We start from the raw sequence: 19,299 nt of genomic DNA, 5'->3' as shown, positions 1-19,299 counted from the left end.
AGCGACAGCCCTGGCCGGGAAACAGTTCCCGGCCCGCCTGCGGCTCAGGCCCCGACGATGCCCATCCCACGGGCGGCCCGCAGCCAGTCCGGGAACTCGCTGAGCAACCGGCGGTAGAGCTCGGCGTCGTCGATCCGGTCGATGTCGCTGACCGCGAAGAAGCCGACGTTGTCGACCACCCGACCGGCCATCTCGTCGAGCTTGGTGAGCACGCCGAAGTTGTTGTTGCCGATCCCGACGAACTGCCAGAAGGCCGGCAGGTTCGCCGCCTTCTGCATCAACTTGGTGATCTCCTTCTTCTTGGAGAACCCGCCGTCGGTGAAGAACAGCACCAGCACCGGCTTCCCGCCGCGCTGCAGCGAGTTGATGATGTGCGACATGATCGGGATCTCGTCGTTGTATCCGCCGATGGCGTTGTAGTCGATCCCCTGCCGCACCCCGTTGATGTGCACGAAGTCGGCGATCCACTGCTCCAGGTACTCCACGCGCAGGTCCGGCAGCTGGGCGAAGGTCACTGCGTAGAGGTAACTCTCGAGCGCGCCGTCGTCGTCGAGCTGGATGGCGACCGGCACCATCTTCTCCACCACGCGGTGCACGATGCCGGCCTGGTACTCGTCGTACATCGAGCCGGTCTTGTCCATCACCATGATCACCCGGGCGCGTTCGTTCTGCGCACCCTTGGTGAGCAGGACCTTGTGCACCTCCTTCTTGCGCATGTCCAGCGCCTGCCGCTTCTGCAGGGACAGCTTCTCCTCACCGGGCACCGAACGCGGGCCGTCCTGGACCGGCGGTGCCGCCGGAGCGGGAGGCGCGGCCTGCGGCATCGGCGCGGGCGGCGCCTGCGGGGCGACCGTCGGCATCGGTGCGGGCGGCGCCTGCGCTGCCACGGTCGGCATCGGGGCGGCGGCCGGGGCCGGATCGTCGTCGACGCTGACCCCGTGGTTGCGGACGAGGTCGGCGAAGCCACCGGACCAACCGGCCGACACGTTGCGGATCTTCCACGCGCCCTGACGGCGGTAGATCTCCACCAGCACCGCGGCCCGCTCCGAGGTGAGGCCGGCGGCCGGGGCGGACTGCTGGTCGGCGGCGCCGGACACGGTGACCCCGAGCCCGCCGATCGACGCCAGCGACCCGCTGACCGAGTCGTCCAGGGCCACCGCGACGGCCAGGTTCTCCACGTCGGCCGGCACCCTCGAGAGGTCGACGGCGATCCGGTCGGCCGAGGTCAGACGGACCGCGCCCTCAGCAGAGGCGGGTTGGTTGAAGAAGATGAAATCGGCGTCGCTGCGGACCTTCCCGGCCGCGGTCAACTGGAAGATCATCAGGTCGACGGTGCCCTGCTGCGCGCCGGAGACGGCGACGTCCAGGGCGGGGCCGGTGACCGGCGCGTTGGCACCACGGGAGAGATCAGGCATGTCCCCACCCTGCCAGAGCCGTCCGTGGGCGACGTGGGTTTCACCGGTTTGCCCCACGATCGACACCCGCCGGTCGGTGGCCCGGCAGGTGATCGATCAGCGGCCGCCGGGCGGCGGGTAGCCGGCGACCATCCCCGGGGGCGGCGGCAGCGGGACCGGCTGCAGGTCGCCACCCGGTGGCGGCCACCCACCCGGACCGGACGCGGGCGGCGGCGACCCGGTCGACGGCATGCCGCCGCCGGGCAACGGGAATCCGCCGGGTGCAGCGTAGCCGGGTGGTGGCCCCTGCGGCGGTTGGACACCGTGCGGGGCGCCGTTCTGCGGGAGCACCGGCGGCGGCAGCTGCGGGTTCGGCGAGTGCTGCGCGGCCGGGTACTGCTGCTGCGGCGGGTACTGCTGCCCCGCCGGGTAAGGCTGTTGCGGCTGCTGCTGCGGCGGATACGGCTGCGCGCCGGTGTTCTGTCGCCACGGCGCCTGGGACGGCTGGTTCGACGGCGCCGGCTGTGCCGACGGTGCCGGCTGCGGCGGTGGGTACTGCCCTGCCGATGGTGCAGCGGCGACCGGCGGGGACGCCGGTGCGGGCGCGTCGTCGACCGACACCCCGTGCTCGCGGGCGAGGGCCGGCAGCCCGGCCGTCCAGCCGGCGGAGACGTTGCGCACCTTCCACGACCCCTGCCGCCGGTAGATCTCGACCAGCACCGCGGCCCGCTCCGAGGTGAGGCCGGAGGCCGGCGCGGAATGCGCGTCCGCCGGGCCGCCGACGGTCACCCCGAGCCCACCGATGTCGCGCAGACCGCCGGCAACCGCGTCGTCCAGGCTGACCGCGACCGCCAGCGTCTCCACCGCCGGCGGTACCGCACCCAGGTCCACCTGCACCCGGTCCGCACCGGTCAGCCGCACCGCTCCCTCCGGCGAGGTGGGCTGGTTGAAGAACACGAAGTCGGCGTCGCTGCGCACCTTCCGGTCGGCGCCGAGCTGGAAGACCATCAGGTCGACGGATCCCTGCCGCGCCCCGGCGACGGAGAGTTCGAGGGTGGGACCGGACACGGGGGCATTGGCGCCGCGGCTCAGCTCGGTCATGGCCCCACCCTGCCAGAGCGGGCCGCTCTCCGGCCCGGAATCAGCCCGGAGTGCCGTCAGCGGTAGGCCGGGGCAGGCGGCAACCGGGGCGCACCGATCGTCGAATCCAGCCGATCCAGTACCTGCCCGGCCAACTCCTGCACGGCGCCCAGCACCGGGTGCGTGGTCGTCGCGGCCCGCCGCAGCCGCTCGCCGAGGAACATCCGGCGGGTCGGTGCCGACCGGTGCGGGTGCAGGGGCGAGTCGTCCTCCAGCGCGCGGCGCAGGAACCAGCGCAGTCCGACGACGGCCCATCCCACGGTCGCCGCCTCGAGGTCCACGGCGAACTCGGGACCGTCGACCTCCGGAAAGGCGGGCCGCACCTCCGCCCGCCAGGCATCCAGCGCCGAGGTGACCGCCTCGCCGGGAAGGGAGAAGCTGCACCAGCAGGAGGGGAAGGGCACGGTCAGATACGCGGCGTCCCAGACGATGTGACGCACCATCGCGCCCTCGAAGTCGATCAGGAGCAGTTCGCCGTCCCGGCCGAGGTTGTTGTCCGGGCAGGTGTCGGCCGGGGACAATGCGGGGAGATCGGTCTGCAGGACGTCGCCGAACGCGGCGACGGTGTCGATCACGGCGGTCTCTGCCCGGATGTCGATCAGCTCCAGCAATTCCGGCAGTTCGTCCGCGGCCTCCCGGAACAGCCGCGGCATCAGGTCGACGGCCAGACCTGCGCCGCCGTGCCGCTCCAGCGTGGCAGCGAAATCGTCTGCGCTGCAGGCCGTTCCCGCATGGAACCGGCCGACTGCCCGGGCCCATGCCAGCAGCGCACCGTCGGCCGCAGGAGCTGCCGTGCCCAGCAGGGCGTCGGCGAGCGAGCCGTGCGCACCGAGATCGCTCATCACGACCAGGGGTGGATCCCCGGCCGAGGCCAGGAGCGCCGGGGCAGGCAGCGAGCGGGCGGTCGCCATGTCCAGTGCAGCCGTCTCCCTGGCCGGTGCGTCCGATCCGGCGGACGTGGTCCAGCCCTTCACCACCGCTGTAGCGGGACCACCGTCGACCGTCACCCGCAGCACGACGGAGCGGTCGCTGCCGACACCGGCCACGTCGATCAGGGTCAGCCGGTGGCCGGTCCAGGCGCGTTCGGCCGCGGCGAGCAGGTCGTCGAACCCGCCCGGCTCACCCGACCCGGTCGCGGACCTCCTGCGCCAGGAGGTCGAGCGCCGGGCGGTCCAGCACCGGATCACCGATGGCTGCGGCCGCCGTGTCGGGCAGGTCCAGCCAGCTGCGGCACCCGGCGAACTCCGGCAGCCGGGGCACGACGACCGGCTCGACAGGCCGCACCTCGACCACGAGCACCGACAACCGATGCCGCGGGCGGAAGTCGAGCCGGTCCGCCCTGACCGACTCCGCGGTCCAGATGTGCAGCGGGAGCAGGGAGTCCAGCTGCTCGGGGCGGTGCACCTCGACCGCGGCGACCACGGAGGCGAGCGCCCGCAGCACCACGGCGTCCTCGCCGGCGTCGGGCGCCGACAGGGCCAGCAGGTCCTGGTGTTCCGGCCGCACCCGTTCCGCGTGCGCATGGGACACCGTGGGGAACAGCAGGAACGGCAGGGCCCCGGCACCGTCGGACCCAGCGGTGACCACATCGGGCACCGTGAAACGCTTCTCGTGGATGCCACCCTTGCGCAGCAGCACCGACTGCCGTCCCGCGAGCAACGCGTGCACGGCGGCCGACCACTCCTTGAGCGCCGGCGTCATCACTCCGGCCCCATGGTCAGGGTGTTGAAGCGCGCGAGCAGCCGGCCGAGATCGCGGACCTCCCCCGGCGTCCACTCCTGCAGCTGACTCCGCAACGCGCCCCGGCTGCGGGCGGTCGCCGCCCGGCAGCGGGCCGTCCCGTCCGCGGTGGGCTCGATGATCTGCGCCCGGCGGTCCGTCGGGTCCGCCGACCGGTCGGCGAGCCCGAGCGCGACCAGCTGGTTGACCTGCCGGCTGATGGCGGCCTTGTCGATCCCGAAGATCTCGATGAGCTCGGCGGTGCGCAGCGCACCGGCGTCCACGATCCGCACCAGCATGGAGAACGCCGCCGGCGCGAGGTCCGGATGGACCTCGGCGGCGGCACTCCGGCTGTAGGTACGCGCCCGGCGGAACAGCAGGGCGATCTGCTCCTCGATCCGGCGCAGATCGATCTCCTCGACCGGGTCGCTCACCCCGTCAGTCTAGGGCGTCGCGTCGCCGGTCCTGGGCGGCGTGCGTCGCGGGGACCAGCGCGGTGGCGGCCTCCGCCTCGTCGACCAGCTGGTCGGCCAGGACCGGAGCCGCCCCGGCCTCGTCGGAGCCGGTCTGCTGCTGGACACCGGAGCGGGTGCCCAGCACCGCGTTCGGCAGGAAGACCACAGCGACCAGGGTGATGATCGCCAGCGGGACCGCGAGCAGGAAGATGTCGCCGACCGCCTCGCCGTAGGCGGACTCGACCACGGTGCGGACCGGGGCGGGCAGCGTCGCCAGGTCGGGGATCGTCCCACTTCCGCCGGAGGTCGGCAGGCCCAGCTCCGCCATGCCGGCCGCGGTCAGCGTGCCGACCCGGCTGCTCAGCACCGCGCCCATGACCGACACACCGATCGCGCCACCCAGGCTGCGGAAGAACGCAACCGCTGCGGTGCCGGAGCCCATCCGGTCCTGCGGCAGGGTGTTCTGCACGACGAGGACCAGGTTCTGCATCACCATGCCGACGCCGACGCCGACCAGGAACATGTAGACCGACAACGGGACCCAGCCGGTGTCGTACCGGATCGTGCCCATCAGCAACAGTCCCACGACCAGCACCGCGGAACCGGTGACGACGTAACGCTTCCAGAAGCCGGTCCGGCTGATCAATTGGCCGGCGATCGTCGAGGCCAGCAGCACGCCGGCGATCATCGGGATGGTGAGGATGCCGGACATGGTCGGGGTCTTGCCCCGGGCCAGCTGCATGTACTGGCTGAGGAACACCGAAGTGCCGAACATCGCCACACCGACGGCGAGGCTGGCCACGACAGCGAGCACGAAGGTGCGGTTGCGGAACAGGTCCAGCGGCAGGATCGGCTCGGCGACCCGCAGCTCCACCACCACGAACAGCACGGCCAGCAGCACGGCGCCGATCACCATCACGATGCTGGTGGCGGACCCCCAGGCGAACTGGTGGCCGCCGAGAGTGACCCAGATCAGCAGCAGGGACACGGCTCCGGTGATCAGGGCGACACCCAGCACGTCGATGCGCACGCCGTCCCGGCGGCGGGTCGGCAGGTGCAGTGTCTTCTGCAGCAGCACGATCGCAACGGCAGCCAGCGGCACACCGACGTAGAAGTTCCAGCGCCAGCCGATGGAATCGGTGATGACCCCGCCGAGCAACGGGCCGCCGACCGTGCCGACGGCCATCACGGCGCCGAGCAGACCCATGTACCGGCCGCGTTCCCGCGGCGAGATGATGTCGGCGATGATCACCGTGGCCAGCGCGGTCAGGCCGCCGGCGCCCAGCCCCTGCAGCACCCGGAAACCGATGAGCTCACCGGAGTTCTGGCTCAGCCCGGCCAGCGCCGAACCGATGACGAAGATCGCCAGCGAGAGCTGCACGAGCAGTTTGCGGTTGAACAGGTCGGCGAACTTCCCCCAGATCGGCGTGCTCACCGTGGTGGCGAGCAGCGTCGCGGTCACCACCCAGGTGTAGGAGGCCTGCGACCCGCCGAGGTCACCGATGATCCGCGGCAGCGACGTCGACACGACCGTCGAGCTGAGGATCGCGACGAGCATCCCGAGCAGCAGCCCGGACAGCGCCTGGATCACGGCGCGGTGCGACATCTTCGGCGGTGCGGCCACTTCCGTGGCTGTTGCGGACATGGTTGTTCTCCTCGGTTCCAGGCGTCAGGTGCCGCTGCGGCGGTGCGGCGGGCGGTGCGATGCGGTGTGGCGGGTGGTGCGGTCAGCGGGCGGAGACCAGTCCGTGATGGAGCCGACGGAGAAGTGTTCCCAGTTGGTCGATCTCGTCGTCGGACCAGCTGTCGAGCACGGTCCGGACGCGGTCGTCGACCTGCGCCGAGATCTCCCTCATCACGGTGAGTCCGTGGGGTGTCAGGTCGATCTCCTGGGCGCGCCGGTCGTCCGCGTCGGTCCGTCGGACCAGGAAACCGCGATCCTCGAGCGTGCGGATGTGCCGGCTGACCACGGAAGGATCGAGGTCCATCGAGCCGGCGATCCGGCAGGCCCGCTGCGGCCCGGTGGTGGCCACATGGGCGAGCACCATCAACGCCCCGACCGGGGCACTGGTGGTCAGGTCCCGGCCGAGTTCCTTGGTGAGCAGCTTCATCTCGCCGACCACACCGCGCAGCGACCGGGTCGCGTCGGTGAGAGCGGCGGCCGGGGCCGACGTCGTTGTCATCCCATCCTCCTGGCGTTCGTTGACTTCAGCAACTGTTAGCAACAGTAGGCTTATCTGTTGCTGAAGTCAACTATCAGGCCGGGTGGTCGCCCGGAGACCGGCGCCGCTCGCACGGCGCCGGTCATGGACTGCTCAGACGGGGAGTTCGACGCGCTCGCGGCCGGGGTCCTCGTGCCCCGAGGTGACCCGGGCGATGGCCCGCATCTTGTTGACGGCATCCAGTGCCGCGACCTTGTAGGACTCGGCCAGCGTCGGGTAGTTGAAGACCGCGTCGACCAGGTAGTCGACGGTGCCGCCGCAGCCCATGACGGTCTGGCCGATGTGCACCAGCTCGGTGGCGTTGCTGCCGAACACGTGCACGCCGAGCAGCTGCCGGGACTCCGCGTGCACCAACAGCTTCAGCATCCCGTAGGAGTCTCCCAGGATCGCCCCGCGGGCCAGCTCGCGGTAGCGCGAGACCCCCACCTCGAACGGCACGTTCTCGCTCGTCAGGTCGTCCTCGGTGCGGCCGACGTAGGAGATCTCCGGGATCGTGTAGATGCCGATCGGTTGCAGGTCACCGAGTTTCCCGCCGACCGGCTCGCCGAACGCGTGGTACGACGCCCGGCGGCCTTGCTCCATGGAGGTGGCGGCCAGCGCCGGGAAGCCGATCACGTCACCGACCGCGTAGATGTGGTCCACGGAGGTCTGGAAGTACTCGTTCACCTCGATGCGCCCGCGGTCGGCCGTCTCGATACCTGCTGCGGTGACGTTGAGTTCGTCGGTGACACCCTGCCGGCCGGCCGAGTAGAGCACCGTCTCGGCCGGGAACTTCTTGCCGGACTCCAGGATCGTCAGCGTGCCGCCCGGGTGCTTCTCGACCGTCTTCACCGACTCGCCGAACCGGAAGGTGACCGCCAGGTCGCGCAGCTGGTACTTGAGCGCCTCGACGATCTCCTCGTCGCAGAAGTCGAGCATCCGCGGCCGCTTCTCCACCACGGTGACCTTGGTGCCCAGGGCCGCGAACATCGAGGCGTACTCGATGCCGATGACTCCGGCGCCGACCACGACCATCGAGGTCGGCACCTTCTCCATGTTCAGGATCTGGTCGGAGTCGACGATCGTCTGGCCGTCGAAGTCGACGGAGCTCGGGCGGGCCGGGCGGGTGCCGACGGCGACGACGAACTTGTCGCCGGTGATGGTCTGCCGGATGCCGACCTCGTTCTCCACCTCGACGGTGTGCGGGTCGAGGAAACGCGCGGTGCCGGGGATCAGGCCGACCCGGTTGCGGGAGAGCTGGTTGCGGATGACGTCGATCTCGCGGCTGATCACGTGATGGGTCCGGGCCGACAGGTCGCCGACGGTGATGTCGTCCTTGACCCGGTAGGCCTGGCCGTAGAGCTCGCGCTGGTTCAGCCCGGTCAGGTAGAGCACCGCCTCGCGCAGCGTCTTCGACGGGATGGTGCCGGTGTTGATGCAGACGCCGCCCACCATGTTCTTGCGCTCGATGACCACGGCGCGGCGGCCCAGCTTGGCGGCGGCGATGGCCGCCTTCTGACCGGCCGGGCCGGATCCGATCACAACGAGGTCGTAGTGGTCCGCCATGGTCGGGCTCCTGTCGGTGGTGGGGCTCGCTCCGATCGTGGTGCCGTGCCGGCACTCCCCGTCGGGATGCCGGCACCGCGCGACCGCGGGCCCATCCTCCCCCACGACCCCACTCCGTGGTGAGCCCCCGGCGATCAACAGGTGACCGGATCCCGACGGGCCGGCTCGCGGAGGCCCGGGCGCGGCCTGGAGAGACAGGCCCAGCGGTACAGGCTCAGCGGTACGGGCTCAGCGGTACGGGCTCAGAGGTACAGGCCGGTGCCGCCGCTGCTGGACTCGTTGGCCACGGCCTGCAGGTCGCGCTCGCGCAGGACGAGGTAGGTCTCGCCGCCGATCTCCACCTCGTACTGGTCCTCGGGCGAGTAGAGCACCCGGTCGCCGACCTTGACCGAACGGACGTGCTGGCCGGCGCCCTGCACCTCGCCCCAGACCAGTCGCTTGGCCACCTCCGCCGTCGCCGGGATCAGGATCCCGCCACGGGAGGTGCGTTCGCCCGGTCCGCTCGCGGTCCGGATGAGGATCCGGTCGTGCAGCATCTGGATGGACAGCGGATGGTCGACCACCGGTCGAGACTACGTGCCGCCGGCTCGGCCGGACGCCGCCCGCGTCGGTCCCGCCCGGCACACCGGGGACGACTGCGGTCAGTCCGGCGCGGCCCGGCCGGCGGCTTCCTCTGCCGCACCCAGCCGGGCCAGCACCGCCAGGGCGTAGGCATCCGGGGCGGTCTCGGCAGGAATGGTCCGCGGGTCCTCACCCGGCAGGTGCACGGTGACTTCGTAGCCCTGGTCGGTGAGCTCGAGCCCGCGGAAGTAGGCGCCGAGCAGCTCCCTGAGCTGGTCCTCGCGCGGGAGCCACAGTGCGTCGACGAACTCCACGGAGTCCAGGGCCCACTCGGTGGTGCCGTTGAAGCCGAGGACCTGTCGGCCGGCCGGGCCCTGCGGTTCGATCGTCATGTCGGCGAGGGTGAACACGTCGCCGGCGAAGTTCTCGTCGAGCAGGCTGAACCTGTCCCCGGAGGCCGGGTTCCACGGCAGACCGGCGTGCCGGAGTGCCAGCGCCAGCCCGCGGGAGATCGCGCTCACGGCCGGCTGCCGACGGCGAAGATCCGGCGGAACGGGAAGAGGGTGCCGTGCGGTCCCGGCGGGTAGGCCTGCCGGATCCGCCGGGTGTACTCGTCGACGAACTCGTCCCGGTCGGCACCCTGCAGCACCTCCAGCACCGGGCGCAGTCCGGTGCCGCGCACCCAGTCGACGACCGGGTCCGCCCCGGTCAACCGATGGATGTAGGTGGTCTCCCAGGCATCGACCTGCCAGCCGGCGTCGAGGAAGGTCCCGGCGTAGTCGACGGCGGGGAGCACGGTGTCCTGGTGGCGGAGCACCCCGGCGAGCTGTGGCGCCCAGCGGGGCGACTCGGCCAGCTCCCGCATGATGACGTGCGACGGGGCGGTGAAGTTGCCGGGGATCTGCAGCGCGAACCACGAGCCGTTGGCGAGAGCGGCGAGCCAGCCGCGGAGCAGGTCGGGGTGGCCGGGCACCCACTGCAGCGCGGCATTGGAGACCACGACCGTGGGCCGGGCCGGCGGTGTCCAGTCGGCGATGTCCTGCCGGCGGAAGTCGACCGGGCTGCCGAGCCCGGTCGCCTCCTCGATCATCTCGGCGGAGGAGTCGATGCCCTCGACGGCCGCCTGCGGCCAGCGACCGGTCAACGAGACGGTCAGATTGCCGGGCCCGCAGCCCAGGTCGACCACCCGCTCCGGCGCGTCGGCCCCGATCCGGGCGACAAGGTCGAAGAACGGGCGGCCTCGGTCGCCGGCGTGCCGGCGGTACTGCGCGGGGTCCCACCTGAAGGCCATGCCGCCACGGTACGACGGGCGGTGGACGGTGGCGCGCGGGAGGCTTCGCGGGATCGGGGCGGGGCCGGACGGTCTCGGCAGGCGACCTGCGGCGAGCGCCGGGATCGGGCAGGGCCGGGCGGTCCGGCAGACGACCTGCGGCAAGCAGAGGGGCCGGACAGTCTCGGCAGGCGACCAGCGGCGAGCGCCGGGATCGGGCGGGTCCGGCATGTGTTGGCGGCGACCTCGGCGCTGTGACTGCCCCGGCCACACCCCGCGGCCGCGGCCGGATCGGCGTCACCGTGGTCCGGACACGCAGTGACCCCGGTGGCTGCCAGGTCGGGGGTCCGGCAGCAACCGGGGTCACAGGGTCTTTCGCCGCTCACCGTGAAGGCGTTACACGCTTCCGCAAAATTCTTTCGAAGAAGTTGTCACGCTTCCGGGAGCGGGGCATCCGGCCTGGTCGGGCCGGGTGCGTGGGTCCCACCCGGGATCGGCGGGACCGGTGGGGGCTTGCTCAGCGCAGGCCCGCGTGGCGCACCTGGGACATCACGATCAGCTCGTCGCGCATGCCCGGGGTCACGGCCGTGGAGATCGCGTGATCGACGGCGCGGCGGGTGCGGGCGAGCTCGCGGCGGTTCCGCAGGGACTTCAGCATCGTGCTCATGTGATCAGCGGCCCGAACGCTGAGCCATGAGGATCAGCTCGTCACGCATCGCCGGGGTGCTGGCGGCGTCGATCGCGCGGTTGACGGCGCGACGGGTACGGGCGGACTCACGGCGGCTACGGATCGCCTTCGCGAGGGTGGTCATTCTGATCAGTCCTTCAATCTGTGTACTCGGGTGGTGGTTACGCATGTATAGACGCGCGAGAGGCCGAAAGTGATACCACAATCGCCGGTGAACTGCCTCACACTCCGACGATCGTCCGGTTGAGATCGGACATCGCCTCGATCTGTCCGGTGCCATCGTACTGAACGCCGGCGCTGCCGATCGCCTTCCCGCGCTTCTCCCACAGGTGCGGGGCGCGGATCCGAGGAGCAGGCGGGGCGGGCGGTGATACCCGCATCGGCGGCCGGTCGGATCCGTTGAGTCCCGGTTTCCGGACCCTGTTCGCCCCGTTCACGACCATGCGAGGCCCAGGAACGATGCGGCCGGAAGTCAAAAGTTCCGGGGCCGGCAGCGTCCACCCCTTGGGCTCCGACAGGCGCGGTGGCGTGCCTTCGTTGGACAAAGATCCGTGTGCCGGACGGCGGACGGGCCAACGAATCCAGGGGCATGGGCGTGGTCAACGATCCGGTCGGGGCACAGATCTGCAGGTCGAGCCGTCGGGGGCCTCCCGGCTACAGCCCGTGAAGGTGGACGGCCCCGGAACGACAGATCCCGTGGATCGGACCCTTCCGGGGCCAAATCCGCACACCCAGGAAGCCGCCCGACCCAGGCCGCCGCACTTGACGACCTCATGTCCGGGCGCAGTTCTCCTCGCCCGACCACCCACCCGACGCACGACCCGTTCGTGGCCGGCCTCGGAGCTACCACCCGTGAAGCCCAACGGCCACTGACGGACACATCCGTTGGTCAGATCCGTCCCCGACCCCTCCACCACACCCACGAAGCCGCCCGACGCAGGCCGCCCCACTCCCGACCTCACGCCCGGGCGCAGTTCTCCCGGCCCGGCCCTCACCGCGCCGCCGCCCACCTCGGAAACCCGAGCACCTCGCGAGCCGGCCGGCCCGAACGGCCCCCGACCTCAGAAGGTGATGGCCAGCGCCGGATCGGCCAGCAGCGCGCCGACGTCGGCGAGGAACCGGGACCCCTGGGCGCCGTCGACCACACGGTGGTCGAAGGAGAGGGCGAGCTGGCAGACCTTGCGGACGGCGAGCTGACCGTCGACCACCCAGGGTGCATCCTTGACCGAGCCCAGCGCGAGGATCCCGGACTCGCCGGGGTTGAGGATCGGGGTGCCGGTGTCGACCCCGAGCACCCCGATGTTGGTGATGGTGAAGGTGCCGCCGGACATCGCGGCGGGAGTGGTGCGGCCCGCCCGGGCGGTGGCGGTGAGGTCGGCCAGCGCTCCGGCCAACCCGGCGAGATCGAGGGCGTCGGCGTCCCGGATGTTCGGCACCACCAGGCCCCGCGGGGTGGCGGCGGCGATGCCGAGGTGGACGTATTGCTTCTCGACGATCACCCCGGCGTCCGCGTCCCAGGTGGCGTTCAGCTCCGGGGTCCGGCGCAGCGCCAGGCAGACGGCCCGGGCGGCGAAGGTCAGCGGACCGATCTTCAGATCGGCGAACCCCGGCGTCCGGCGCAGCCGGTCGCGCAGCTCGATCATCGGCGTCACGTCGACGGTGAGGAACTCGGTGACGTGCGGGGCGCCGAACGCACTGGCCACCATGGCCTGCGCGGTCGCCTTGCGCACGCCCTTGATCGGGATACGCCGCTCCCTGGTCACCGGGTCGAACCCGGACCCGCCGGCCGCTGCCAGAACGGCACCGGCAGGAGCCGGCGGAGCAGCGGCAGCAGTCGGGGCAGCCGACGGAGCGGCAGCAGCCTCGACCTCGGCGCGGCTGATGATCCCGTCGGCCCGCGCAGGGGCGATGGTGCGCAGATCGACGCCGAGCTCCTTGGCCAGCTTGCGCACCGGTGGCGCCGCCTTCGGCGCCAGGCTTCCGGCCGGCGAAGGGTCGGCGACAAGGCCGGCCGGCGCGGCTGCCGCGTCTCCGGTCACCGCGGCCGGGGCCGACGCGTCGGCAGCCGGAACACCGCCCACGGGAGCAGCCGGAGCAGGAACCCCAGGCGTCGGATCGACGGCGGCAGGGATCGCGGCGGCAGCAGGAGCGGCCGCGGCAGGAGCGGCCGCGGCAGGAGCGGCCGCGGCAGGAGCGGCCGCGGCTGGATCGGGGGCGGTGTCGGTCGGGACCGGCGCCACGGGTTCCCGACGCGGGGCCCGCGGGATGTCCTCGCGGTCCAGATCGAGCTCGTCGGAGTCCAAGGGGCGGGACCGCCGCGGCCTCCGGGTCACCCCGGCGTGCGGATCGACGAATCCGACCAGGGTGGCGATCCGGCCGTCGGCGCCGGTCTCCCCGATCCGCGTCCCACCGTCCCCGGACGTGGCCGGAGCGGCGGCCGCCGGGTCACCGGAGGTGCCGGTCTCGACCGCGATGATCGGCGTCCCGACGGCGACGGTGACGCCCGGCTCGACGAGCAGTCGGTCGACGCGGCCGGCGAACGGCGACGGCAGCTCGACCGCCGCCTTGGCGGTCTCGATCTCGACCAGGATCTGGTTGACCTCGACGGTGTCACCCGCCGCGACCCGCCACGACAGGATCTCGGCCTCGGTGAGGCCCTCCCCCACGTCCGGCAGGGCGAAGGTCCGGATGCTCATGCTGTCCTCTCGCACGACAGGTTCTCGACACTCACAGATCTGCCCGGCCGGCGCGCGGCACCACCCGGCGGTCGCGCCACGCACTGCCCGATCGGTCGTGGCTCCGACATCCAGCGCACACCCGGCATCGTCAACACCTCTCAGAAGGACAGGACGCGGTCGACCGCGTCCAGCACCTTGTCCAGGTCCGGCAGGTACAGGCTCTCCATCCGGGTCGGCGGGTAGGGCACGTCGGCGCCGGCGACCCGGATCACCGGTGCCGCCAGCGAGTAGAAGGCCTCTTCGGTGACCCTGGCGGCGATGTCACCGGACAGCGACGCCTCCCGCGGCGCCTCCGACACCACCACCAGCCGGCCGGTGCGGCGGACGGAGTCCAGCACCGGGTCCAGGTCGAGTGGGGACAGCGAGCGCAGGTCGATGACCTCCAGCGACCGGCCCTCCGCCTGCGCCGCGGTCGCGGCGGCCTCGACGACCGCCATCGTCGGCCCGTACCCGACCACCGTCACATCGTTCCCGGAGCGCCGCACCACCGACGAGAACGTCGATTCTGTAGGGGTTCTCGTGACGTCGAGCGCGGACTTCTCCCAGTAGCGGCGCTTCGGCTCGAAGAACACCACCGGGTCGTCGGAGGCGATCGCCTCCTGCAGCATGTCGTAGGCGTCCTGGGCGTTCGAGCAGGCGACCACCCGGAGCCCGGCGATGTGACAGAAGAACGACTCGGGCGACTCCGAATGGTGTTCGACCGCGCCGATGCCGCCGCCGAACGGGATCCGGATGACCATCGACGCCCGGAACGCACCCTGGGTGCGGAACCCGAGCTTCGCGACCTGCGACACAATCTGGTCGAAGCCGGGGAAGACGAAGCCGTCGAACTGGATCTCCGCCACCGGACGGTAGCCGCGCATCGCGAGACCCACTGCGGTGCCGATGATCCCGGACTCGGCGAGCGGGGTGTCGAACACCCGGTGCTCGCCGAAGTCCTTCTTCAGCCCGTCGGTGATCCGGAAGACGCCGCCGAGGGTGGCGACGTCCTCGCCCATCACCAGCACCTTCGGGTCGGCCTCCATCGCCGACCGCAGACCCAGGTTGAGCGCCTTCGCCAGGGTGACCTGCTCTTTCATCGGGCACCCCCGTGTGTCGCGGCGCCACCGTCGTCGGCGAAACCTGCCAGGTAGTCGAGGAACTCGGCCCGCTGCCGGTCCAACTGGTGGTGCGGCGTCGCGTAGACCTCGGAGAACATCCGGTCCGGTGGCGGTGTCGGCATCTCCAGGCAGAAGGTGCGGAACCGGGCGGCCAGCTCGTCGGCCTCCGCCTGGACCCCCGCGAAGAACTCTGCGGTGGCGGCACTGTCGGTGCTGTGCCGGACCAGGTGCACCCGGACCCGCTCGATCGGGTCGAGCAGCTTCCATGCCTCTGACTCGTCTGAGGTGCGGTACCGGGTCGGGTCGTCGGAGGTGGTGTGGGCGTCCATCCGGTAGGTGAAGGCCTCGATCATCACCGGGCCGTTGCCGGACCGGCACTCGTCCAGCGCCCACCGGGTCACGGCCAGGCAGGCCAGGACGTCGTTGCCGTCCACCCGGACCCCGGGGAACCCGTAGCCGTCGGCCCGCCGGTACAGCGGCACCCGGCTCACCTGGTCGACCGGGTGCGAGATGGCCCACTGGTTGTTCTGGCAGAAGAAGACGACCGGGGCGTCGAAGGCGGCGGCGAACACCATGCCCTCGTGCACGTCCCCCTCGCTGGTGGCGCCGTCGCCGAAGTAGGTGATGGTGGCCTCGTCCGGCGCCCCGCCGTCGGTGCCGCTGCCGACGCGGCCGTCCAGCCGCTGCCCCATGGCGTACCCGGTGGCGTTGAGCACTTGGTTGCCGATCACGATCGTGTAGGTGTGGAAACGGGTCTCGGCCGGGTTCCAGGTCGAGTGGTCGGCGCCGCGGAACACCCCGATCAGGTCGGTCGGGTCGATGCCGCGGGTCCAGGCGACACCGTGCTCGCGGTACGAGGGGAACGCCATGTCCTGCGGCTGCAGCGCGCGGCCGGAGCCGATCTGCGCGGCCTCCTGGCCCAGCAGCGGCACCCAGATCCCGAGCTGGCCCTGCCGTTGCAGGGCGTTGCCCTCACGGTCGAACCGGCGGACCAGCACCATGTCGCGGTACAACCCGCGCAGCAGGTCCTCGGTGACCTCCAGCGGGTACTCGCCGGACAGCGCGGTGGGCGTCAGCTCCCCCTCGGGGCTGAGCAGCTGCACGGTGTGGTCGGTCGTCGCCTTCAGGCCGGCCACCACCCGGTGCGGTGGCGGCGCCGCCGGGGTCCCGCCCGCACCGATGCCCGCCGCGCCTGTGGGGTCGCTCGGTGCCACGGTTCTCCTCCTCGTCGGCGGCCCGTCCGGGCCTGCGTCCGCGAACCCGGCCGGAAGACCGGTCAGCTCCCGATCCTGGCACGGAACCGGCCGGGACGTGACCGGGGCCACGTCCGATCGTCGGAGCCTCGACAGTCGGGGCTCCCGGGTGGGCGGGGCGCGGTGGCCCTACGATCAGGTGATCCGCCGTAGTTGTCGTCTGGGAGGTTTGTCGCCGTGGAACTGGAGCACCGGTTCGAGGTACCGGTCGGGGTCGAGACCGCGTGGGAGACCCTGCTGGACATGGAGAAGGTCGGCCCCTGCTTCCCGGGAGCGACGCTGGAGACGGTCAACGGTGACGAGTTCACCGGATCGGTCCGGATCAAGCTCGGGCCGGTGCAGATGACGTACAAGGGCAAGGCCCGGATCGTCGAGAAGGATCCGGTCGCACACCGCGCCAAGATCGAGGCCACCGGCAATGCCGCCCGGTCCGCCTCCACCGCCGCCATGCTGGTGACCGCGACCGCGACCCCGATCAACCCGAACCGCACCGCGGTGGACCTGGTGACCACCCTGTCCATCACCGGTCGGCCGGCGCAGTTCGGCCGCGGGGTCATGGTCGAGGTCGGCAACAAGCTGATCGGCCAGTTCGCGGATGCCGTGTCGCAGAAGCTGGTCGGCCGCCCGGCGGGCGGGGCCGAGCTGCTCGACGTGGTGAACCCGGACGAGGTCGCGGCGGAGGAGGTCGGCGAGACCCCGGCGACCTCCCTCGGTACCTCGGCCACCGTGCCCCCGCGGTCGGCGCCGCTGCGCGTCTCCGCGCCGAGCTCCCAGCCGATCGACCTGCTGCAGTCGGCCGGCGCCCCGGTGCTCAAGCGGGTGCTGCCGGTGATCCTCGGGATCGTCGCGCTGGTCGTGCTGCGCAAGCTCACCCGCCGCCGCTCCGCCGATTCCGAATAGCGCTCCGGGCCACAGCACCACGGACGAACGACAGCGGGCCGGAGCGCAGCAGCGCTCCGGCCCGTTGTCATCGTGGGGATGTCGCGGTGCGGATGATCAGCCCTGGCCCAACCGCAGCTTCAGCGACTGCAGCTCGTCGCGCAGGGTCGACGGCACGGTGTCGCCGATGTGCTCGAACCACTCCTCGATCAGCGGGATCTCGGCCGCCCACTCCTCGGGCGAGACGGCCAGCGCGGCCTCGATCTGCTCAACGGTCAGGCCCAGCCCGTCGACGTCCAGCGCACCGGGCGCCGGGACGTGCCCGATCGGCGTCTCGACTGCGGCGGCGGACCCGTCCAGCCGCTCGACGATCCACTTCAGCACGCGGGAGTTCTCGCCGAAGCCCGGCCACAGGAAGCCGCCGTCGGCGTCCCGGCGGAACCAGTTGACGTAGAAGATCTTCGGCAGCTTGTCGGCGTCCGCGCCCTTGCCGACGTCGATCCAGTGGGCGAAGTAGTCGCCGGCGTCGTAGCCGATGAACGGCAGCATGGCCATCGGGTCGCGGCGCACCACACCGACCGCGCCGGTGGCGGCGGCGGTGGTCTCGCTGGACAGCGTGGCGCCCATGAAGACGCCCTGCTGCCAGTCACGGGACTGGGTCACCAGCGGCACCGTGGTCTTGCGGCGGCCACCGAACAGGATCGCCGAGATCGGCACCCCGACGCTGTCGGCGTACTCGTCGGCCAGGATCGGGCACTGGGTGATCGGCGTGCAGAACCGCGAGTTCGGGTGCGCCGCAGGCGATCCGGCGGAGGCGAGGGTGTTGCCGTCGGCATCCAGGCCGGACGGCGTCCAGTCCCGGCCGCGCCAGTCGATGAGGTGGGCCGGCGGCTCGTCGGTCATGCCCTCCCACCACACGTCGCCGTCGTCGGTCAGCGCCACGTTGGTGAACAGCGAGTGGCCCTGCTCGATGGTGCGCATGGCGTTCGGGTTGGTCGCCCAGCCGGTGCCGGGGGCGACGCCGAACAGTCCGTACTCCGGGTTGACGGCGTACAGCCGGCCGTCCTTGCCGAAGGTCATCCAGGCGATGTCGTCGCCCAGCGTCTCGACCTTCCAGCCCGGGATGGTCGGCTCCATCATCGCCAGGTTGGTCTTGCCGCAGGCGCTCGGGAAGGCCGCCGCGACGTAGTGCACCTGCTGCTCGGGCGACGTGAGCTTCATGATCAGCATGTGCTCGGCGAGCCAGCCCTCGTCACGGGCCATGGCGGACGCGATACGCAGCGAGTAGCACTTCTTGCCGAGAAGCGCGTTGCCGCCGTAGCCGGAGCCGAACGACCAGATCGCCCGCTCCTCGGGGAACTGGACGATGTACTTGGTCTCGTTGCACGGCCACGCGACATCGGCCTGACCGGGACGCAGCGGGGCGCCCAACGAGTGCAGGGCCTTGACCCACGGCTGGCCGGCCTCGATCAGCTCGATGGCCTTGTGCCCGAGCCGGGTCATGATCTTCATGGAGATGACGACGTACTCGGAGTCGGTGATCTCGACGCCGAGCTTCGGTACCGGGGCGTCGAACGGGCCCATGCAGAACGGCACCACGTACATCGTGCGGCCACGCATGCAGCCGTCGTACAGACCGGTCATGATCTGCTTCATCAGGGCCGGGTCCATCCAGTTGTTGGTGGCCCCGGCATCGGCCTCGTCGACCGAGCAGATGAAGGTGCGGTCCTCGACCCGGGCGACGTCGATCGGGTCGGACAGCGCGAGGAACGAGTCCGGCTTGGCCTGCAGCCGGGTGATGGTGCCGGCGTCGACGAGCTGGTCGGTCAGCGCCTTCCACTCGGCGTCGGAGCCGTTCGCCCAGACGATGCGATCGGGGCGGGTCAGCGCCGCGACCTCGGCCACCCAGGCCAGCAGGGCGGGGTCGGAGGTCGGTGCCCCCTGTCGGCCGATGGATTCCTCGAGCGGCGTGTCGACCAGTGTCATCCCGGACCACCTGTTCGTTTTCGTTGAATTCCATCGGAACACGTACCGGAACGTCGTCGGCCTGGGGTGTCCAGATGCGTGGATTCGGACGACACTAGCCATGTGGCACCGGAGAACTGGCGGGTAGGAGTGTCGGCCACGCCACAGAATCGTGAAAGTGATCGATTCAGAAAACGTGATGGCACACACGAATGTTGATATGTGTTCGGCAATGGCCGGGCTTGGCTGCTGTCAGGACAAATGATCATCGGCGGTGCGCTGTGCGGATCGGGTGACCTGGCCGGGCAGAGGGCACCGACCTGCCCGGTCGGGTAGGTGCCGTGCCGGAACCGAGATCCGCGCGCCGATC

At 71.3% G+C, this 19,299-nt stretch carries 18 protein-coding genes; 1 reads left to right on the top strand and 17 read right to left on the bottom strand.

The window, feature by feature from the left end:
- Window positions 1-44: 44 nt before the first annotated feature.
- The 16 genes from GIS00_RS18310 to pdhA all read right to left on the bottom strand — a co-directional run bounded on the left by GIS00_RS18310 (window position 45) and on the right by pdhA (window position 16,046).
- Window positions 45-1,415, bottom strand: a complete 1,371-nt coding sequence (locus GIS00_RS18310) for a vWA domain-containing protein (protein ID WP_154769903.1) — start codon at window positions 1,413-1,415, stop codon at window positions 45-47.
- Window positions 1,416-1,511: 96 nt separating this feature from the next.
- Window positions 1,512-2,495: a TerD family protein gene (locus GIS00_RS28690; protein ID WP_154769902.1), complete on the bottom strand. Its 984-nt coding sequence runs from the start codon at window positions 2,493-2,495 to the stop codon at window positions 1,512-1,514.
- 56 nt (window positions 2,496-2,551) lie between these two features.
- Window positions 2,552-3,721 carry a phosphotransferase gene (locus GIS00_RS18300; protein WP_154769901.1) on the bottom strand — a complete coding sequence of 390 codons (1,170 nt, stop codon included), beginning with the start codon at window positions 3,719-3,721 and terminating at the stop codon, window positions 2,552-2,554.
- Window positions 3,654-4,235 carry a DUF1802 family protein gene (locus GIS00_RS18295; RefSeq protein WP_154769900.1) on the bottom strand — a complete coding sequence of 194 codons (582 nt, stop codon included), beginning with the start codon at window positions 4,233-4,235 and terminating at the stop codon, window positions 3,654-3,656. The genes GIS00_RS18300 and GIS00_RS18295 overlap by 68 nt, the downstream gene beginning before the upstream one ends.
- Window positions 4,235-4,687 carry a MarR family winged helix-turn-helix transcriptional regulator gene (locus GIS00_RS18290; protein ID WP_154769899.1) on the bottom strand — a complete coding sequence of 151 codons (453 nt, stop codon included), beginning with the start codon at window positions 4,685-4,687 and terminating at the stop codon, window positions 4,235-4,237. The genes GIS00_RS18295 and GIS00_RS18290 overlap by 1 nt, the downstream gene beginning before the upstream one ends.
- 4 nt (window positions 4,688-4,691) lie before the next feature.
- Window positions 4,692-6,353 (bottom strand): MDR family MFS transporter, encoded by a 1,662-nt coding sequence (locus GIS00_RS18285; protein WP_230313802.1) that lies wholly within the window; start codon window positions 6,351-6,353, stop codon window positions 4,692-4,694.
- Between the two features lie 82 nt (window positions 6,354-6,435).
- A complete protein-coding gene (locus tag GIS00_RS18280) occupies window positions 6,436-6,891 on the bottom strand; it encodes a MarR family winged helix-turn-helix transcriptional regulator (RefSeq protein WP_154769898.1) in 456 nt (151 codons plus the stop codon).
- Between the two features lie 132 nt (window positions 6,892-7,023).
- Window positions 7,024-8,475, bottom strand: coding sequence for a Si-specific NAD(P)(+) transhydrogenase (gene sthA, locus GIS00_RS18275; protein ID WP_154769897.1), 1,452 nt, complete (start codon window positions 8,473-8,475; stop codon window positions 7,024-7,026).
- A gap of 242 nt (window positions 8,476-8,717) precedes the next feature.
- Window positions 8,718-9,011: a GroES family chaperonin gene (locus GIS00_RS18270; RefSeq protein WP_154770200.1), complete on the bottom strand. Its 294-nt coding sequence runs from the start codon at window positions 9,009-9,011 to the stop codon at window positions 8,718-8,720.
- 105 nt (window positions 9,012-9,116) lie between these two features.
- The gene (locus tag GIS00_RS18265; protein ID WP_322098102.1) at window positions 9,117-9,557 is read right to left on the bottom strand and encodes a pilus assembly protein CpaE; all 441 of its coding nucleotides are present in this window, start codon (window positions 9,555-9,557) and stop codon (window positions 9,117-9,119) included.
- Window positions 9,554-10,327 (bottom strand): trans-aconitate 2-methyltransferase, encoded by a 774-nt coding sequence (locus GIS00_RS18260; RefSeq protein ID WP_154769896.1) that lies wholly within the window; start codon window positions 10,325-10,327, stop codon window positions 9,554-9,556. Before GIS00_RS18260 ends, GIS00_RS18265 begins: the two co-directional genes overlap by 4 nt.
- 496 nt (window positions 10,328-10,823) lie before the next feature.
- The gene (locus GIS00_RS18255) at window positions 10,824-10,973 is read right to left on the bottom strand and encodes a hypothetical protein (protein ID WP_154769895.1); all 150 of its coding nucleotides are present in this window, start codon (window positions 10,971-10,973) and stop codon (window positions 10,824-10,826) included.
- 4 nt (window positions 10,974-10,977) lie between these two features.
- The gene (locus GIS00_RS26990; RefSeq protein ID WP_196073351.1) at window positions 10,978-11,118 is read right to left on the bottom strand and encodes a hypothetical protein; all 141 of its coding nucleotides are present in this window, start codon (window positions 11,116-11,118) and stop codon (window positions 10,978-10,980) included.
- 937 nt (window positions 11,119-12,055) lie between these two features.
- Window positions 12,056-13,690 (bottom strand): dihydrolipoamide acetyltransferase family protein, encoded by a 1,635-nt coding sequence (locus GIS00_RS18250; protein WP_154769894.1) that lies wholly within the window; start codon window positions 13,688-13,690, stop codon window positions 12,056-12,058.
- Between the two features lie 140 nt (window positions 13,691-13,830).
- Window positions 13,831-14,811, bottom strand: a complete 981-nt coding sequence (locus GIS00_RS18245; RefSeq protein ID WP_154769893.1) for an alpha-ketoacid dehydrogenase subunit beta — start codon at window positions 14,809-14,811, stop codon at window positions 13,831-13,833.
- Window positions 14,808-16,046 (bottom strand): pyruvate dehydrogenase (acetyl-transferring) E1 component subunit alpha, encoded by a 1,239-nt coding sequence (gene pdhA / locus GIS00_RS18240; protein ID WP_322098100.1) that lies wholly within the window; start codon window positions 16,044-16,046, stop codon window positions 14,808-14,810. Before pdhA ends, GIS00_RS18245 begins: the two co-directional genes overlap by 4 nt.
- Window positions 16,047-16,262: 216 nt before the next feature.
- On the opposite strand from pdhA, the gene GIS00_RS18235 reads away from it, so the two are divergent.
- Window positions 16,263-16,985: an SRPBCC family protein gene (locus GIS00_RS18235; RefSeq protein ID WP_322098099.1), complete on the top strand. Its 723-nt coding sequence runs from the start codon at window positions 16,263-16,265 to the stop codon at window positions 16,983-16,985.
- Between the two features lie 96 nt (window positions 16,986-17,081).
- Here the strand turns inward: GIS00_RS18235 and GIS00_RS18230 are convergent, their stop codons facing one another.
- Entirely contained in the window at window positions 17,082-18,950 is a 1,869-nt protein-coding gene (locus GIS00_RS18230) for a phosphoenolpyruvate carboxykinase (GTP) (protein ID WP_154769891.1), read from the bottom strand.
- Window positions 18,951-19,299: the final 349 nt, after the last annotated feature.

This window comes from Nakamurella alba, from assembly GCF_009707545.1.
Taxonomy (GTDB): domain Bacteria; phylum Actinomycetota; class Actinomycetes; order Mycobacteriales; family Nakamurellaceae; genus Nakamurella; species Nakamurella alba.
Note: the sequence above shows the minus strand (reverse complement) of the source record. Positions and strands in the feature narration are given on the sequence as shown.

Bases quoted from the DNA above. Each gene is read 5' to 3' on its own strand.
- GIS00_RS18280 (WP_154769898.1), bottom strand. From the start codon at position 6,891: ATGACAACGACGTCGGCCCCGGCCGCCGCTCTCACCGACGCGACCCGG.
- GIS00_RS18230 (WP_154769891.1), bottom strand. From the start codon at position 18,950: ATGACACTGGTCGACACGCCGCTCGAGGAATCCATCGGCCGACAGGGG.
- GIS00_RS18295 (WP_154769900.1), bottom strand. From the start codon at position 4,235: ATGACGCCGGCGCTCAAGGAGTGGTCGGCCGCCGTGCACGCGTTGCTC.
- GIS00_RS26990 (WP_196073351.1), bottom strand. From the start codon at position 11,118: ATGACCACCCTCGCGAAGGCGATCCGTAGCCGCCGTGAGTCCGCCCGT.
- GIS00_RS18255 (WP_154769895.1), bottom strand. From the start codon at position 10,973: ATGAGCACGATGCTGAAGTCCCTGCGGAACCGCCGCGAGCTCGCCCGC.
- sthA (WP_154769897.1), bottom strand. From the start codon at position 8,475: ATGGCGGACCACTACGACCTCGTTGTGATCGGATCCGGCCCGGCCGGT.
- GIS00_RS18260 (WP_154769896.1), bottom strand. From the start codon at position 10,327: ATGGCCTTCAGGTGGGACCCCGCGCAGTACCGCCGGCACGCCGGCGAC.
- GIS00_RS28690 (WP_154769902.1), bottom strand. From the start codon at position 2,495: ATGACCGAGCTGAGCCGCGGCGCCAATGCCCCCGTGTCCGGTCCCACC.
- GIS00_RS18310 (WP_154769903.1), bottom strand. From the start codon at position 1,415: ATGCCTGATCTCTCCCGTGGTGCCAACGCGCCGGTCACCGGCCCCGCC.
- GIS00_RS18245 (WP_154769893.1), bottom strand. From the start codon at position 14,811: ATGAAAGAGCAGGTCACCCTGGCGAAGGCGCTCAACCTGGGTCTGCGG.
- GIS00_RS18285 (WP_230313802.1), bottom strand. From the start codon at position 6,353: ATGTCCGCAACAGCCACGGAAGTGGCCGCACCGCCGAAGATGTCGCAC.
- GIS00_RS18270 (WP_154770200.1), bottom strand. From the start codon at position 9,011: ATGCTGCACGACCGGATCCTCATCCGGACCGCGAGCGGACCGGGCGAA.
- GIS00_RS18250 (WP_154769894.1), bottom strand. From the start codon at position 13,690: ATGAGCATCCGGACCTTCGCCCTGCCGGACGTGGGGGAGGGCCTCACC.